At 65.7% G+C, this 16,851-nt stretch carries 15 protein-coding genes; all 15 read right to left on the bottom strand.

Annotation, left to right across the window (positions count from 1 at the left end; translation table 11 throughout):
* Positions 1-38 precede the first annotated feature (38 nt).
* The 15 genes from VIL42_01350 to atpA all read right to left on the bottom strand — a co-directional run bounded on the left by VIL42_01350 (position 39) and on the right by atpA (position 16,847).
* Positions 39-1,346, bottom strand: coding sequence for an extracellular solute-binding protein (locus tag VIL42_01350; GenBank protein ID HEY8591491.1), 1,308 nt, complete (start codon positions 1,344-1,346; stop codon positions 39-41).
* Positions 1,343-2,179, bottom strand: a complete 837-nt coding sequence (locus VIL42_01345) for a carbohydrate ABC transporter permease (protein ID HEY8591490.1) — start codon at positions 2,177-2,179, stop codon at positions 1,343-1,345. Before VIL42_01345 ends, VIL42_01350 begins: the two co-directional genes overlap by 4 nt.
* Positions 2,169-3,047, bottom strand: coding sequence for a sugar ABC transporter permease (locus VIL42_01340; protein HEY8591489.1), 879 nt, complete (start codon positions 3,045-3,047; stop codon positions 2,169-2,171). Before VIL42_01340 ends, VIL42_01345 begins: the two co-directional genes overlap by 11 nt.
* Entirely contained in the window at positions 3,044-4,135 is a 1,092-nt protein-coding gene (ugpC, locus tag VIL42_01335; GenBank protein HEY8591488.1) for a sn-glycerol-3-phosphate ABC transporter ATP-binding protein UgpC, read from the bottom strand. The genes VIL42_01340 and ugpC overlap by 4 nt, the downstream gene beginning before the upstream one ends.
* Positions 4,136-4,196: 61 nt before the next feature.
* Positions 4,197-5,594, bottom strand: coding sequence for a Coenzyme F420 hydrogenase/dehydrogenase, beta subunit C-terminal domain (locus tag VIL42_01330; protein HEY8591487.1), 1,398 nt, complete (start codon positions 5,592-5,594; stop codon positions 4,197-4,199).
* The gene (locus VIL42_01325; protein ID HEY8591486.1) at positions 5,578-6,648 is read right to left on the bottom strand and encodes a polysaccharide pyruvyl transferase family protein; all 1,071 of its coding nucleotides are present in this window, start codon (positions 6,646-6,648) and stop codon (positions 5,578-5,580) included. The genes VIL42_01330 and VIL42_01325 overlap by 17 nt, the downstream gene beginning before the upstream one ends.
* A 72-nt stretch (positions 6,649-6,720) precedes the next feature.
* Positions 6,721-7,557, bottom strand: a complete 837-nt coding sequence (locus VIL42_01320) for a methyltransferase domain-containing protein (GenBank protein ID HEY8591485.1) — start codon at positions 7,555-7,557, stop codon at positions 6,721-6,723.
* A gap of 100 nt (positions 7,558-7,657) precedes the next feature.
* Positions 7,658-9,181, bottom strand: a complete 1,524-nt coding sequence (locus VIL42_01315; protein HEY8591484.1) for a CpaF family protein — start codon at positions 9,179-9,181, stop codon at positions 7,658-7,660.
* A 64-nt stretch (positions 9,182-9,245) separates the two neighbouring features.
* On the bottom strand, positions 9,246-10,775 hold the full coding sequence (locus tag VIL42_01310; protein ID HEY8591483.1) for a hypothetical protein: 1,530 nt from the start codon (positions 10,773-10,775) through the stop codon (positions 9,246-9,248).
* 2 nt (positions 10,776-10,777) lie between these two features.
* A complete protein-coding gene (locus tag VIL42_01305; GenBank protein ID HEY8591482.1) occupies positions 10,778-12,337 on the bottom strand; it encodes a hypothetical protein in 1,560 nt (519 codons plus the stop codon).
* A gap of 70 nt (positions 12,338-12,407) precedes the next feature.
* Positions 12,408-12,665 (bottom strand): ATP synthase F1 subunit epsilon, encoded by a 258-nt coding sequence (locus VIL42_01300; protein ID HEY8591481.1) that lies wholly within the window; start codon positions 12,663-12,665, stop codon positions 12,408-12,410.
* Complete coding sequence (locus VIL42_01295) at positions 12,665-12,850, bottom strand: glutathione S-transferase (GenBank protein HEY8591480.1); 186 nt, start codon at positions 12,848-12,850, stop codon at positions 12,665-12,667. The genes VIL42_01300 and VIL42_01295 overlap by 1 nt, the downstream gene beginning before the upstream one ends.
* Positions 12,851-12,853: 3 nt before the next feature.
* The gene (atpD, locus tag VIL42_01290; GenBank protein HEY8591479.1) at positions 12,854-14,299 is read right to left on the bottom strand and encodes a F0F1 ATP synthase subunit beta; all 1,446 of its coding nucleotides are present in this window, start codon (positions 14,297-14,299) and stop codon (positions 12,854-12,856) included.
* Between the two features lie 114 nt (positions 14,300-14,413).
* Complete coding sequence (locus VIL42_01285) at positions 14,414-15,301, bottom strand: F0F1 ATP synthase subunit gamma (protein HEY8591478.1); 888 nt, start codon at positions 15,299-15,301, stop codon at positions 14,414-14,416.
* A gap of 16 nt (positions 15,302-15,317) precedes the next feature.
* Positions 15,318-16,847, bottom strand: a complete 1,530-nt coding sequence (gene atpA, locus VIL42_01280; protein ID HEY8591477.1) for a F0F1 ATP synthase subunit alpha — start codon at positions 16,845-16,847, stop codon at positions 15,318-15,320.
* Positions 16,848-16,851: the final 4 nt, after the last annotated feature.

Genomic DNA, 16,851 nt, shown 5'->3' with positions numbered 1-16,851 from the left:
GCAAAGAAGCAACACTAACGCATGTTGTACGGGTGCGATTACTCCGCCTGCGCCAGCAGCAGGTTCACGCGTCTTTCGGCTTGCGACAGCGCGTAGGGCAGCGGCTTCTGGCCGGTGAAGCCCGCAACCGCTTCTTCGCCGACAATCCCCTCGATCGCATTCTGGCGCAGCACGGTGCCGGGCAGCGGACGGCCGATGTCGGCGAGCGGCGCAATGTCGCTGCGGTGCGGGAGCGCCTTGAAACGCGGATCCTGAAGCACCGCCTTGAACGCAGGGATGTGACCCGTGCGCGCCCAATCGAAATTGTGCGCGGCCATGAACTTGAAGAAACGCGCGATCGCGTCCCGCTGCCGCTGCGTCCGCTCCCGCGCCGGGACGACCCACGCGTGGCCGGAAACGAACTCGACATGCTGTCCCCACAGCCGCGGATAAGGAAATACGGCGTAGCTGTTGTGCAGCGGACGCCCCGGCGTTTCGGCCTCCTTCTGGAACGAGCCGATCATCCACGTGCCGGTCGGGTAAATGCCGCCTTCGCCGTTGATGAACGCGGCGATCGCCGCCGGCGTATCCATGTTCAAGGTGCCGAGCCGCTCGTCATTGATGCGCTTGAAGAAGGTCGCGACCTTGAGGCCGAGCGGCGTGTTGAGGCGGGTGTGCTTGGCATCGGGAAACAGCACCGCGCCATTGGCCATCATATAGGTCCACAGGTTGCGCGCGGCATAAGCGGTGTCGCCGACGTTGCTCTGAATCAGGTACGGCTTGCCGGTCCGCTCCTGGAACTGCTTGGCTTGCGCGATCAACTCGTCAGCCGAGGTTGGAAGAATCGGCTTGCCGCCGCGCATCAGCCCGGCTTTCGCGAACAGCGCAGTGTTCACATGAAAGAGCCCGCCGTGCGTGTCCCACGGAAGTCCGTAGACATGGCCGCCGATCGTCACGCCCTGGCGCGCCGCTTCCGTGAAGCCGTCGGCAGGAATGCCGGCGGCGGCGAGATAGGGTTCGACCGGTTCGACCAGCCCCTTCGTGGCATAGTCGCCGATCACGCCTGAATGCATCGTCACCAGATCGGGCGGGTCGCGCGCGGCTACCTGGGCGGTGAGCTGCGGATAGCCGGGCCAGGCAACGACGTTGACGTCGATGCGGACATCAGGGTTCTCGGCGTTGAACTTGTCGATCATCGTCGTGATGATCCCGCATTCGCCCTCCGCCTTGGAGACGTCGGTGCTGCCGCCATATTCGGCACCGCACTCGCCGAAGAAGCGCTGCAGGTAGATGTGCGTCTTGTCGTCGGACTTGGCGCAGCTGCCGAGTGACAGCGCGCACAACATGGCCAGCAGTGCACGCTTCATCGTACCGCCGTCCCGGCCATCGCGCGGACGATCTGCTTCTGGAAAATGATGTAGACGATGAAGATCGGGATCGAGGCGAACACGGCCTGCGCCATCAAATAGCCGAGCCCGCTGGTCTGTGCATAGTTCATCTGCGCCGCAGCGAGACCGACCGTGAGCGTGTACATGTCGCTGCGCGTCGCGCTGATCAGCGGCCACCAATAATCGTTCCAGGCGCCGAGGAAGGTGAAGACCGCGAGCGTCGATTGCGCGGGGATCGTCAGCGGCAGGATCACTTTCCAGAAGATCCGCCACCGCGACGCGCCGTCGAGCATCGCGGCTTCGTCGAGCTCGCGCGGGATGCCCCGCATATAGGTGGTCATGAAGAAGACGCCGAAAGGCGCGATCAATCCTGGAAGGATGAGGCCGGGATAGCTGTTGTGGAGGTGAAGCCAGGCGAACAGCTGGTGCTGGACGAGGATCACCGCCTGGCTGGGGATTGCGAGGCCGACGAGCACGAAGATGAAGAGGGTGCGGCGGAACGGGAAGTCGAGGCGCGAGAAGCCGTAGCCCGCGAGGCTGGCAAGGATCAGCACGCCGGCGGTCTGGCCGAGCGCAACGATGGCGCTGTTGAGCAGCCAGCGCGTCGTCAGGCTGTTGCCGAAAATCGCGACGTAATTCTGCAGCGTGTACGGCGGCTTGAGCGCCGCTTCGCTGTGCCCGACGAGATCCGCATTCGCCTTGAGCGACAGCAGCACCGTCCAGATTAGCGGCGCGAGCATGATGATGGCGCCGAGGATCAGCCCGGCCCAGCCGAGCGGCGTCAGGCGGCCGCGGCGGACATCAGCGCTCAACGGCCGCTCCCGTCGCTCGGCCGGTCAGCCAATATTGGGTGAGAGTCACGGCAAGGATGATCAGAAACAGGATCTCCGCCGCCGCGCTCGCATAGCCGAGCTCCCAGCGTCCAAACGCGGTTTCGAACAGGAACAGCACGGCGGTGCGCGACGCGCCGCTCGGACCGCCGGCGGTCAGCAATTGAGACTGGCCGAACAGCTGCAGCTGGGCCGCCGTCTGCAGCATCACGACGAGCACGACCGTGCGGCGGAGCGACGGCAAAGTGATGCGGAAGAAGGTCGTCCAGCGGTTCGCCTGGTCGAGCGCCGCGGCCTCGTACATGTCCTCCGGAATTTGCTGAAGCCCGGCGAGGAACAGAAGCATCGGGAAGCCAACGGACCACCAGATGGTCGTGATCGCGATCGCGGGGAGCGCCAGGTCGACGTCGCTGAGGAACGGCAGCGGCTGCGCGCCGACGGACGTCGCGACGAAGCCGAGGAAACCTGCGTCTGGTGCAAGCATGAAGCGCCAGATCAGCGTGACGATGGTCACGGACAGCACGGCCGATGAAAAGAAGATCCCGCGGAAGATCGCCGCGCCCCTGGTCGCGCGGTTGAGCGCCATCGCCAAGGCAAGGGCAATGATCGTCAGTGGCGGCACGATCATCAAGGTGACGACAAAGGTGTTGATCAGCGACTGGCCGAAGATCGGGTCTTCGAGCAGCCGCAAGTAATTGCCGAAGCCGACGAAATGGCCGTCGCCGAACAGGTCGACCTGGTTGAGGCTGAGCCAGATGCCGCGCAGCAGCGGGAAGATCAGGATGACGGAATAGAGGAACAGAAACGGCGCGACGAACAGGAAGCCGCGCCAATCCCGCTCACTGGTCATGCGGCAGTCCCGTGATAGCCGTTGCCGTCGGCGTCGAACACATGGGCGGCGCTGCCGTCGATTTTCAGTGGGACTTCGTCGCCCATCTTCACGCGGCTATAGCCTTCGTCCTCCGCGGTGATGGCCTGGCCATTGCCGAGCCGGGCGTAGATCAGCGTGCGTTCGCCGAGGCGCTCTACAAGGTCGACCTTCGCCTTCGTGACGCCCTTGCCGCGGCCGCCAACGCGCACGGCCTCGGGGCGAAGCCCGACACGCAGGTCGCCGTTCTTCAGTTCGGCACGGGGCACCTTGGTGTCGACGACCGTGCCGTCGCCGAGCTCGAGAGTCGCGAACTCACCGTCAGCGGCCTTCGGTGCCGCGGGGATCAGGGTCATCGCCGGCGAGCCGACGAACTGCGCGACGAAGGTGTTGGCCGGCTTGCTGTAGATTTCCATTGGCGCTCCGACCTGCTGGATGCGACGGTCGTTCATGACGATGATGCGGTCCGCGAGAGTCATGGCTTCCGCCTGGTCGTGCGTGACCATGATCACGGCGGCGTCCACGCGCTGTTTGAGCTGAGCAAGCTCGACGCGGGTGCGCAGGCGAAGCGCGGCGTCCAGGTTCGACAGCGGTTCGTCGAGCAGGAACAGCTTGGGTTCCTTGACCAGCGCGCGGCCGATGGCGACGCGTTGACGCTGGCCTCCGGACATCTCGGCAGGCTTGCGATCGAGCAATGGTTCGATTTCGAGCACCCGCGCCGCATCCAGGATCCGGCGCTCGATCTCGTCCTGAGCGACCCGCGCGTTCTTGAGCCCGAACGCCATGTTCTCGCGCACGCTCATGTGCGGGTAGAGCGCATAATGCTGGAAGACCATCGCGACGCCGCGCTTGCCCGGAGGAAGCTGGTCGATGCGCTGGCCTTCGAGCCAGACTTCGCCGCTGTCTGCCGTCTCGAGACCGGCAATGATGCGCAGCAGCGTCGATTTGCCGGAGCCCGACGGACCGAGGAAAGCGATGAACTCGCGCGCGTCGATCGACAGGTCGACATGGTCGAGGATCGGCGTTGCGCCGAACGATTTCGAGATGCCCTTCAGTTCAAGGCTCGCCACGCCGCTCTCCTCGTGAGCTGCTCACGATACAAGAAGAAGCGTTCGCCGCAATGGCCGTTTGTCAGCGCTCCGGTTGCGGCAGGATGCGATCGAGCAACTTGCCCAGCCGACCTTGCGACCAGGTCACCGACTGGTAAAGGTGCAGCGATGCCCGCGCCCAGCGGGTATACAGGCCCGGGCGGCCGAGGCGGCGGGCAAGGCGCAGCATCTGGTGGCTGCGCGCTGCGATCGCGAAGCGGAGGCGGTAAACCAGCTTGCGCCGGAGCGGCAGGTCGGCGCTGGGCGCGACGCGTTTTGGCGGCTTGATGCCGCGCTTGCGCCAGGTCAGGCGGTAGGCCAGCCCGTCGCGCCGGTGGCGCAGGCCGGCCGCTTGCGTCCCGGCGATGAAATCCGCGTTTACGGGTTCGAGCTGGAGACGCCCGTCGAGTCGCGCGGCATCGACCAACTCGGCGACTTCGGCGGAGCGCACGATCATGACATTGGTGCCGCGCCCGTCCGACGAATAAGGCTGGACCCAAGCGTCACCGAAGCTGACGTCCGCAGTTTCGCCGACGACGTCGTCGCACCAATTGCATGCCGGGTTTTGGAAGAAACCGGCGCCCCAATCGCCGTCCGCTAAGTGCCACCAATCCTGTTCGGCCACGCCGCCATCGTCCAGCTCGAGGTGCGCGCGATACCAATTGGCAGGGCGGCTTTCGTCCTTGATCCGGTAATCGAGCGCGCGGACGCGTTGCACTTCCGTGCCGAGCTGCCAGGCGAAGCTTTCGACCATCGCCGCGCTCTTCTGGTGGCCGCAGAACAGCCCAAGCGTATGCGTGACGCGCTCGCGAATTACCGGGTCGAGGCGGCGAAGCAAGTGGATCGCCTTGATGAAGCAGGGGACGCCGACCACGGCGTAGCGTCCCGGCGTGTCGCGGATTTCGCGCAGCACCGAGGATAGTTCGACCGGATAGTAGCGCGACTTCGCGCCCCGGCTGAGGTCTTCGAGGTTCCGCGAGATGCGGTAGGCGAAGAAGCCTTCGTTCGCAGGATCGGTTGGCGCGACGTGCGCAACGCCGTCCACCGCGCCGCTGCGCAGAAGCTCGGCGGCAACCCAGCTGGTCAGGCCACCGGAGCTGCCGTTGCGGCGGAACGGGTCCTCGACGGCATGACCGACATAAGCGGCGACGAAGCGGCCGATGCGTGGATCGATTTCTGCAGGAGCGGGGAAGCGCTCGCCGGCGATCTGGTCTTCATTGGCCGCAGCGGGCGAGAAGGGGCATTGATGCGAGAAGGTTTCGGACGGTTCGCGAGGCGAGGGCAGCTGCGGCTTCAAGAAGCCGTCGCGGTCCCATTGCATCGCGCCGCCTTGCGTCGCCGCGCAGCTGCCGCAGCCGATGCAGAGACCCGACCGGACGATCTCGTCCGGGCTGACGAGGCGGTTGGCCCCGTCCGGCCGCGGCTCAGGAAAGTGCCGCATCGAGGAAAGCGTTGGAGCGGGCGCGGGCTTGCTGGATGTTTGCGACGACCGCGGGAATGACCGGCATCTCGAGGAGATCGGCGAGCTTGGTCGCGGAGGTTTCCTGGTCGATCAGCCGGTGCTCGGCGCCGAGGCTCGATGCGAGGTCGGGAATCTTGATCGATCGGTAATCGCTCGGGGCGGATGCCCAGGGCTTGCCGTTGACCAAAGCGAAGACGCAGCCGTGGAAGAAGTTGGTGATGACCGCGGACGATCCCGCCATCAGCCGCGCGAACTCGTGGGGGTCCGCGTCGATGCGCTGTTCGTCGGCGAACTCATTGGAATAGCCGACGCTGATCAGGCGAATGCCGCGGTCGTCGGCCCATTGGCGCACCTTGTGCTTCAGCCAGTCGGGGAAGCCGTGGCCGTAGACGAGCGCGTAGGGTTCCCCTTCATCGGCGGAATGCGCGGGCAGCGCGCTTGAGAATTGCAGGACCGGATCGAGAACCATGTCCGGTTCGCGTTGCGTGCCGTTGCGGACAAGGTGCCAGCTGTTGCTGTCGCGGACGGAAATCGCGGAAAAGCGGTCGAGCTTGCGGGCCCAGCCCGGATCGATTCCGTCCCAGGCGCTGTGGTTGCCGAAGCTTGCGGCGTAGGAAAGCAAGCGTTTCGCCTTCACCCCTTCGCCGAAGAACAGTGGCTTGCTGCCGTACCAGGGGTGGCGGAAGTTCCAGACCTCGTCGCTGCCGACCACGATTGCATCATATTCGCCGGCGCGTTCCGGCTGGTGAAGCGGGAAGCTTTTCGACAGCGGGAGGCCGGATATGGCGCGCACGAACCGCCGCGTCTTGGCGGCATAGGCCTTCACTTGGTCGCGCGGCGTCCGCTCAGGCAGGGTCGGCTGAAGCGCACAGCGGATCTCGGCGCGGCGCACCGCTTCGCAGTCGTGATCGAGAAGTTCGACGTCATGGCCTCGCGCGCGCAGGCCTTCTGCGAGGCAGCGCGCCTGCCAGTAGGAGCCGTAGTTGATGCACTTGTGAAAGGTGAGGACGCCGATCTTCTGCCCACTGCTCATGCAGGCGAAATGCCCCCGCACGAGCGCAGTTCCGTTCTACAAAGAGCCTAAATTGCGGCTCGCCGCCGACCGTCAGCGCGGCTTGACGAACTTCAGCGTCATGCGGTCGCTTTCGCCGACTGCCAGGTAGCGCTCGCGGTCCTTGTCCTTCAGCCGCAGCGAGGGCGGCAGCGTCCAGACTCCGTCAGGCCAGTCGGCGGTGTCACGGGGGTTGGCGTTGATTTCCGAGGAGGCGGCAAGGCGGAAGCCGGCCTGTTCGGCGAGGCGGCGAACGGTCGATACCTTCATGTAGCCGCTGCTGCGTTCGCGCTCTTCGCTGGCGCTTTCCGGTAGGCGATGGTCGACCACTCCGAGCACACCGCCGGGCTTCAGCATTGCATACATCTGGCGGAACGCTTCGGCGCTATAATCCTGCTTGTTCGGGCGCTGGAAACCCATTCGCCAATTGTGGACGTTGCGAAAGGTGAGAACGACGTCCGCGCTGCCATCGGGCACGCGCGCGGCGCCTGCGTCGAGTGCCGGGAAAGTGGCTGCGGTGACATTGGCATAGAGCGCCGGGTTGGCCTCGCGCAGCTTGGCGACGCCGCCGAGCTGGCCGTCGAGGGTTCCGAGGACGAGCCTGCCGCCGCCACTCGCAAGGTAGCGCGCAAGGATCTCGGTGTACCAGCCCCCGCCTGGCCAGATCTCGACAACCGTGTCGCCAGGCCGGACGCCGAAGAAGCTGAGCGTTTCCACCGGGTGCCGGTAAACGTCTCGGGCGAGGTTCGCCGGTGTGCGCGTCGGCGCCGCCACTGCGGCGATCAGTGCTGCGTTGTGAGCTGGCGCGAGTGCGACTGGTGCCGCCGTCTGGCAGGCTGCCAGTGACAAGACAGCCGTAGAAGCGAAGGCGAGTGCGGCGGTCAGTCTCATGCGCGAAGCTCCACGATCGTTGTTCCTCCGCAATGGAGGCCCGGGACGATGGGAGCAATAGCCGCTTAGAGGCGAGCCTCCAGGCGGCTGTTCGTTGAACCTAGAGGCAGGCCTCAAGGTACGGCTGGTCGAAGCCGAACTGCTTGGCCTTTTCCAGCGTGTAGGGGCGCAGGCCCATCGAGCGATATTCGCCGATGATCTTACCGTCGGCCGTCTCGTCGAGATACTCGAACTTGAACAGCTCCTGGGTGACGATGACGTCGCCTTCCATGCCGATCACTTCGGTGATGTTGGTGGTGCGGCGCGAACCGTCGCGAAGGCGCTTCACCTGGACGATGAGGTCGACCGAGTCTGCGATCTGGCGGCTGATGGCTTCCTTCGGGATCTTGATGTCGCCCATCATCACCATGTTCTCCATACGCGCGAGGCATTCGCGCGGGGAGTTGGAGTGGAGCGTGGCCATCGATCCGTCGTGGCCGGTGTTCATGGCTGCAAGAAGGTCGAAACACTCCTTGCCGCGAATTTCGCCGAGGATGATGCGGTCGGGACGCATACGCAGCGCGTTGATGACGAGATCGCCGATGCTGATCGCGCCCTGGCCTTCGAGGTTGGGCGGACGCGTTTCGAGCGGCAGCCAGTGCGGCTGCTGAAGCCGGAGTTCGGCCGCGTCTTCGATCGTGATCACACGCTCGCCCGGGTCGATCATCTTTGACAATGCGTTGAGCATCGTCGTCTTACCCGAGCCGGTACCGCCCGAGATGATGACGTTCATGCGGGATGCGCCGGCGATCTTCAGCACCGTCGCCATCTTGTCCGACATCGACCCGAAGCCCTTCATCATGTCGAGCGTGATCGGCTTTTCGGAAAATTTGCGGATCGAGATGGCGGTGCCGCGAAGGGACAGCGGCGGGATGATGACGTTGACGCGGCTGCCGTCCTGAAGGCGGGCATCGGCGAGCGGGGTCGTCTGGTCGACGCGGCGGCCGACCTTGTTCACGATCCGCTGGGCGATCTGGAACAGATGCTCTTCGTCGCGGAACTGGATCTGGGCGAGCTCGAGCTTGCCCTTGCGTTCGATGTAGGTCTGGTCGGGGCCGTTGACCATGATGTCGCTGACGGCCGGGTCTGCAAGCAATTCTTCCAGCGGCCCGAGCCCGAGAAGCTCGTCGACGAGCACTTTCTCAAGCGCGAACTGCTCACGCCGGTTGAGCGTGATCTTCAGCTCGGCGAGGACCTCCCCGATGATCGGCCGGAATTCCTCGGCCAACTCATCCTTGTTGAGCGTCGCCGCGGCTTCGGGGTCGACGCGCTCCAGAAGGCGCGGGAGAACCTGTTCCTTGATCCGGTGGACCGCCGCTTCAAAGCCTTCGACCTTGCTGCTGCCGGCCTCGCCGCTGGCGTTCTGCCGCGCGGTCAGGCGGTCCATCGCACCGCCCTGGCCGATCGCGTCGCCCGACGGAGTGTCGCCGCCGGCGCCCAGGTCTTCGATGGGCGGGAATTGATCGCCACCGGACGGCAGCTCGGCTTCCACCGGAGCGCCGCCGGGTCCGCTCTTCATCGGCCGTGCGACGCCGAAGCTCGGACGCCCACCACCGATTCCACCACGCTTTCCGAATGCGCTCATGCCTGCAGCCGCTCGTTTCTATTTCACTGTGGCTCGGCAGTAGCCGAATATGCCTAAAGAAATTCTAACCGTCGGATGGGGCGGCAAAGGCGGGGTCCACGATGAGCGGAAGGCGGTTCGCAGGCCTGCACGGCGGGACTGTCACGGCGCGCTCGGCGAGAGCCGGACCGACGACATAAAGGTGATATTCCTGGCCCTCGTACCCCCCAGGCACGAACGAGAGGAGCCGCATCAGGTCGGACGGCATCGCCAAGGGACGGTCGGTCAGCAGATAGAAGCGGCCGTAGCGCGCGATTGCTTGGCGAAAAAACGTTTCGAGTTGCGCCGGATCGACGCCGGTCTGGCGGTCCCAGCGGACGAAGCTCTGGCGGCAGCCGCGGCCTACCGGTTCGAACTCGATGCCGGTCAGTGCGCTGACCCCGGAGGCGCGCGACCCGGGATAAGCGAGCCAATGCTTCTCCTGAAGGCCGAGGCGGTGAATGTCGCGGGCGGCGAACGCGGCTGTGTCGAAGGGCTGGCTAAGATTGATGGCCGCTACCGCGAGGCCGCAGGCCGCGCCGACGACGAGCCAGATGTCGAAGGCCGCGTTCGCTCGACTGCCGCGCTCCACGTCCCGCCATTTGAGAAGAATGAGCAAGAGCGCCGCGAGGCTGAGATGCCGGACGTGGAGCGGGTATACCGCGCTCGTGAAGACGAGAGTGACCGCAAGGAAGCCGGCGAAGAGCAGCATGTGCAGCCGGTCCTCGCGAAGCTGGTTGAATGCGAACAGAAGGAACAGCGGGCCTAACAAGATGCCAAGCCCGAACGGCACGTCGGCGCTCCATTGCGGCACGTTGTTGGCGCCCACGGGGAAAGGAAGGAGGAGCAGGCCGAGGCGCGTGATCCAGTGATAGGTTTCGGCCAGCGGAGAACCGGGCCCGAGCGCCGGCGCTGCGTCGCTGGGTGGTGCAACGGATAAGGCGGCGAGCAGCCCCGACGCGATCCAGAGCGCCACGCCGGGAAGGTAGAGTCGCCGTTCACGCCACATGATGACGACCAGCGCCAGCGAAAGGACTCCGAAGAGGAAGTCGCACATCGGCAGGAGCGCGATGGCCAGCCAAGCCCAGCGGCTCCGCCGCGCGGCGAAGGCAACCAGCACGAGGCAGACGCCCAGGCTGAGGCTGCGCGAGATTGTCAGATATTCGAACAGGATGAGCTCGCCGGTGACGAGGCAGAGCTTCTGCCAGCGGCTGAATGGGGAGGCGAACAGGATGACGCCGCTCGTCACGAGCGCGATGGGTGCGAGGGCTGCCGCCAGCACCCAGGCCGGCGGTACGAGGGATCCGATCGCGCGCAGGATCAGGTACCAGAGCGGCGGATGTCCCTCGTAGCGGAGGTTCGCGAGCAGGTCTGGCAACGTCGGCGACTGCAAGGCCATCTGCAGCGCCTGCCATTCGTCGAGCCACGGCTCGTGCGTGAAGATCAACGCGGCTTGCAAGAGCGCGAGGCAGGCGATGGCGGCGAACCAGACACCCTGCCTATCGAGCAGTGTGGCGACGCCGATTCGCAGCGGTTCGGCTTCGAACCGAGCAGGAGTTCGGGCGAGGTCGGCCATCCCTAGTCTCGCGATTTCGAGAAGTCAGGCGGGAGGGGGCGGTACCAGCCGTCGAACGAGCAAGGTCCCGGACCGGACGGTTTGGCCGCCGAGGGGCTCGTCGGGCGGAGGAGCGGCGGCATGTCGTTTAGCCGCCCCAGATAGGCGTCCTTGGGGAAACGGCCGAAGCTGAGATTCCAGGCGTCGATAAACGAGCAATCCTGCCGTGGCGCGGGCCGGTGGACGGCGGCGCGGGTGACTTCGGCGGCACCTGTGATCGTGCCGATGCCCAACGCCATGCACAGCCAGATGCGGACGCCTCGAGGCGCACCGTCGCGGCGCCGGGCGAGGGCGTCGGCGGTTAGTAAAGCTAGGATCGCGAGTGCCGGGATCGTGGCGCGTGCCGCGAAGTCCATCGACGTGCCGATCCGAAACCACGGAGCTACGAGCAGGCACAGGGCTGGAACGCAGAGCGCGGCGCGGTGCTCGCGGCAACGTGCGGCGAGGAGAGCGATTGGCACGAGATAGGGCAGCGTCTCGACGGCCTCGAAGAAGAGGAATTGCACCACGGTCAGGTCGCTGAGCCCGGCGCCTACCGACGGCGAGGCCGCGCTAAGATAGACGAGGCTGGGGGCCGCAAGGGCGAGCGTGAGGGCGGGAGCGAGCAGGTCGCGCGCGTGCAGCTGCTTGCGATGCATCGCACCTGCGACCGCGACACCGGCGAACGGCAAGGTTCCGATCAGGGCGAAGGGAGACCAGAGAGCGAGGAGGGGCGGGAGAGCCACGAGGAAGCGGATCGATTGCCCGCCCTTGCTCCACAGCAGGAAGGCGAGCGCTCCTGACCAGCCGGCGAGCGCGTGGTGCGGAACCCAGAAGGCCAGGGTGATGGTCGAGGAGAATTCGGTCCCCGCCCACGCATCGAGGTGGTCGGCCCACCGCCCGGTCGCGAGGGCGCCCAGCGCATCGAGGCCGCTGAAGAGAATGAAGACCGCAAGTCCGGTCAGCCGCTCGCGCATATTGCTGAAAAGCGTGCTCGCGAGTGTCAGCAGCGTGGCGAGGAGGACGCTGTTCTGGACGAGCATCGCCCAGTCGCCGGCGACGGGGCCGAAAGCTTTCCACGCCAGCGCCGGCACGAAATACATGCCGAGCGGCGCCCGTAGGACCTCCAGTTCGCTACCGGCCTCGTAGGCGAACGACCACGGGTTTACCGCCATGTCCCGCAGCACGGCATCGCGGACCTGCCAGTCGATATTGGAATAGAAGACCCGCCCTTCGCCGCCGAGCAGGAACAAGGCCGTGGAGGCGGCAAGAGCTATCAGGAATGCCGCCAGCCGCGGGTCTGGAGAGGAGCGTTCATCTTGCGGCCTTGTGGCGGACCAGCAGACCAGCGCCACCAGGGGTGCGGCGACGGCGAAAGCGGCGGCCGGCGCCATGTCGAGGAAGCGCCAGAGCAGCAGTTGGCCAAGGCTGAGATAGGCGAGCAGGCCAGCGATCAGCCACCGGCTCGGGATCGTCCGCGCAAGCAGGGTCGAGCCCGAGCGGACCTCGTGCGCGCGAAACTGGGCCGCCGGCTCGTGTTGCATTCTTCCCCCGCTCAGGCGGGAGGATTGCTAACCGTGCTTCCCTAAAGTCGTGTTAACTATGCCGCAGGGCTTAGCCCGCGCTCTCCGCAAGTACGGTCAGGCCGCGGTCGCTGACTTCCGCGAAGCCGCCGGTCACCCGTATCCTCTCCGGCTGGGCGCCGGCGCTGCGGTAAACCGCAATCTCGCCATCCCGGAGAGTGGTCATGTAAGGCGCGTGGCCCGCCATGATGCCGCTTTCGCCTTCCGCGCCGGGGACGACGACCATGTAGGCCTCGCCGGACGAGACCAGCTTCTCCGGCGTGACGAGTTCGAAATGCAGATCGGCCATTATCTCTTGCCTTCAATCGCGCTGTCGAACGCGGATGCCGCGCTCTCGAATTTGTCCCGGCACCCGGTGTTGCAGAAGCCGACGACCTTGCCCCGATAGAGCGTCAGGCTGTCCGCGCTGACCGGTTTCCCGGACCACGGACAGACCTGATTGACGCAATCCTCGAGGCGAAGCGCGGCGGCCATTGCTTAGGCTTCCTGCGCCAGCTTCTCGGCCTTGGCGACCGCTTCCTCGATGCCGCCGACCATGTAGAAAGCGGCTTCGGGAAGGTGATCGTATTCGCCATCCACGACCGCCTTGAACGAGCGGACCGTGTCCTCGACCGCGACGAACTTGCCGGGGATGCCGGTGAAGACTTCGGCGACGTGGAACGGCTGGCTGAGGAAGCGCTGGATCTTCCGCGCGCGGCTGACGACCAGCTTATCCTCTTCGGAAAGCTCGTCCATGCCGAGGATCGCGATGATGTCCTGAAGCGACTTGTAGCGCTGCAGAGTCTCCTGGACCGCGCGGGCGACTTCATAGTGCTCCTGGCCGACAACCGACGGGGTCAGCACGCGCGACGTGGAGTCGAGCGGGTCGACGGCGGGGTAGATGCCGAGCTCCGAGATCGCGCGGCTAAGCACGGTCGTCGCGTCCAAGTGAGCGAAGGACGTCGCCGGCGCCGGGTCTGTCAAGTCGTCGGCCGGGACGTAGATGGCCTGCACCGAGGTGATCGAGCCCTTGTTGGTCGAGGTGATGCGCTCCTGCAGCGCGCCCATGTCGGTCGACAGCGTCGGCTGATAGCCCACGGCCGAAGGAATACGGCCGAGGAGTGCCGACACTTCCGAACCCGCCTGGGTGAAGCGGAAGATGTTGTCGACGAAGAACAGAACGTCCTGGCCTTCCTGGTCGCGGAAATATTCGGCGATGGTCAGACCCGACAGAGCGACGCGGGCGCGCGCTCCCGGCGGCTCGTTCATCTGGCCGAACACGAGGGCGACCTTGGAGCCTTCGCTGGTCGGATTGCCGTCCGCGTCGGTGGCGATGACGCCCGCCTCGAGGAACTCGTGGTAAAGGTCGTTGCCCTCGCGGGTACGCTCGCCGACGCCGGCGAACACGGAAGTGCCGCCGTGGCCCTTGGCGATGTTGTTGATCAGCTCCTGAATCAGCACGGTTTTGCCGACGCCGGCGCCGCCGAACAGGCCGATCTTGCCGCCCTTCGCGTAAGGCGCGAGCAGGTCGATGACCTTGATGCCGGTGACGAGAATGCTGGTTTCGGTCGACTGGTCGACGAACTCCGGCGCCGAAGCATGGATGGGAGCCGTCTGATCGGCACCGATCGGGCCGCGCTCGTCGATCGGCTCGCCGATGACGTTCATGATCCGGCCGAGCGTCTTCGGTCCGACGGGGACGCTGATCTGGCTGCCGGTCGCGTTGACGACCTGGCCACGGGTAAGGCCGTCGGTCGAGTCCATGGCGATGGTACGGACCAGATTCTCGCCGAGGTGCTGTGCGACCTCGAGAACGAGGCGGTTGCCGCCATTGTCGGTCTCAAGCGCGGAAAGGATCGGCGGAAGCTCGCCTTCGAACGCGACGTCGACGACGGCGCCGATGACCTGGGCAACGCGGCCGGTCAGGTTGCTGGTGCCCTGCATCGCCGGGCCGGAGCCGGTGGCGGAGCCTTGGCTCTGGCCGGTCTTGCGGGAGCGGGTCTTGGTTTCGGTGGCGGCGGTGGCCATGGCGTCTTCCTTGCCTTCCTGGGGTGTTCGTTAGAGCGCTTCGGCGCCCGAGATGATTTCGACGAGCTCGGTGGTGATGGCGGCCTGGCGCTGACGGTTGTACATGATCGACAGCTTGTTGATCATGTCGCCGGCGTTGCGCGTGGCGTTGTCCATCGCGGTCATCTGCGATCCGTAGAAGCCGGCCTGGTTTTCGAGCATCGCACGGTAGATCTGCACCGCGACGTTGCGCGGAAGCAGGTCGGCGAGGATTTCCTCCTCGTCCGGCTCATATTCCACGGCGGCGAGCGAGGTGGAGCCAGAGCCAGCGTCGTTTGCCGCACGCGGCGCGACGGGGACGATCTGGTCGATCGTTGGTTCCTGCACCAGGGTCGAACGGAAGTTCGCATAAGCGAGGTGGACGACGTCGATGCCGTTGGTCGTGTAGCGATCGATGATGTCCTTCGCGATCGCCTGTGCGTCCGCATAGGCCGGCGCCTTCATGCCGCTGGTGTCGTACTGGGCGATGATCGCATTGGGATAGAGGCGCTGAATGACCGGGCGGCCCTTGCGGCCGACGATGTAGAACAGGACCGTCTTGCCCTGCGCCGTCAGCTCGTCGGCACGGCGGCGCACCGCGCGCACGATGTTGGTGTTGAACGCACCGGCGAGACCGCGGTCGCTGGTCGCGACGACGATCAGGTGGGTGTCGTCCTTGCCGGTGCCGGCAAGCAGCTTCGGACTCTGCGGACCGACCGCGACACGGCTGGCGAGAGAGCCCACGACGTCGGCGAGGCGAGTCGAATAGGGACGGCCGGCCTCGGCATTCTGCTGCGCACGGCGCAGCTTCGCCGCGGCGACCATCTTCATCGCCTTGGTGATCTTCTGCGTCGACTTGACGGTGCCGATGCGAAGCTTGAGTGCCTTGAGGCTGGCCATTGCGGTCTAGCTGCCCTTACGCGAACTGCTTGCCGAACTCGCCGAGCGCGCCCTTGAGCGCGGCGGCGGTGTCGTCGTCGAGCGCCTTGGTGTCGCGGATCTTGGCGAGAATCTCGGGCTTTTCCGAGCGAAGGTAGCTCAGCATCGCGGCTTCGTACCGGGTGACGTCCTTCACATCGACAGTGTCGAGGAAGCCCTGGGTTCCCGCATAGATCGACGCGACTTGGTCTTCGACCGGCATCGGGCTGTACTGCGGCTGCTTCAGGAGCTCGGTCAGGCGGGCGCCGCGGGCCAGCAGGCGCTGGGTCGAGGCGTCGAGGTCCGAACCGAACTGCGCGAAGGCGGCCATCTCGCGATACTGCGCGAGCTCCAGCTTAATCGAGCCGGCGACCTTCTTCATCGCCTTGGTCTGCGCGGCGGAACCGACGCGGCTGACCGAAAGGCCGACGTTAATCGCCGGGCGAATGCCCTGGTAGAAGAGGTCGGTCTCGAGGAAGATCTGGCCGTCCGTGATCGAGATCACGTTGGTCGGAATGTAGGCCGACACGTCGCCTGCCTGCGTCTCGATGACCGGGAGCGCGGTCAGCGACCCGGCGCCGTTCGCCTCGTTCATCTTGGCGGCGCGCTCGAGCAGGCGGCTGTGAAGATAGAAGACGTCGCCGGGATAGGCTTCGCGGCCCGGCGGGCGGCGCAGGAGGAGCGACATCTGGCGGTAAGCGACGGCCTGCTTGGAGAGGTCGTCGTAAACGATGACGGCGTGCATGCCGTTGTCCCGGAAAAATTCGCCCATCGCGCAGCCGGTGTACGGTGCGAGGAACTGCAGCGGCGCCGGCTCGGACGCGGTCGCGGCGACGACGATCGAATATTCCATCGCGCCATTTTCTTCGAGCGCGCGGACGATCTGCGCGACGGTCGAACGCTTCTGACCGACGGCGACGTAGATGCAGTAAAGCTTCTGGCTCTCGTCGTTGCCGGCGTTCGCCTGCTTCTGGTTGATGAAGGTGTCGAGCGCGACGGCGGTCTTACCGGTCTGGCGGTCGCCGATGATCAGCTCGCGCTGGCCGCGGCCAACCGGAACGAGCGCGTCCAGCGCCTTGAGGCCGGTCTGCACCGGCTCGTGCACCGACTTGCGCGGGATGATGCCCGGCGCCTTCACCTCGACGCGGCGGCGCTCGGTGAATTCGATCGGGCCCTTGCCGTCGATCGGGTTGCCAAGCGCGTCGACAACGCGGCCGAGGAGGCCCTTGCCGATCGGCACGTCGACGATGGTGCCGGTGCGGCGGACGGTCGAGCCTTCCTGGATTTCGGCGTCGGAGCCGAAAATCACGACGCCGACATTGTCGGCCTCGAGGTTGAGGGCCATGCCCTTGGTGCCGTTGCCGAACTCGACCATCTCACCGGCCTGGACGTTGTCGAGGCCGTAGATGCGAGCAATGCCGTCGCCGACCGACAGGACGGTGCCGACTTCCGAGACCTCGGCGTCGGCCGAGAAGTTCTCGATCTGGTCGCGGATGACGCGGGAAATTTCAGCGGCGCGGATGTCCATGGGT

The organism is Sphingomicrobium sp. (assembly GCA_036563485.1).
Classification (GTDB): domain Bacteria; phylum Pseudomonadota; class Alphaproteobacteria; order Sphingomonadales; family Sphingomonadaceae; genus Sphingomicrobium.
The sequence above is the reverse complement of the archived record's forward strand: the minus strand, read 5'-3'. Positions and strand labels throughout refer to the sequence as shown.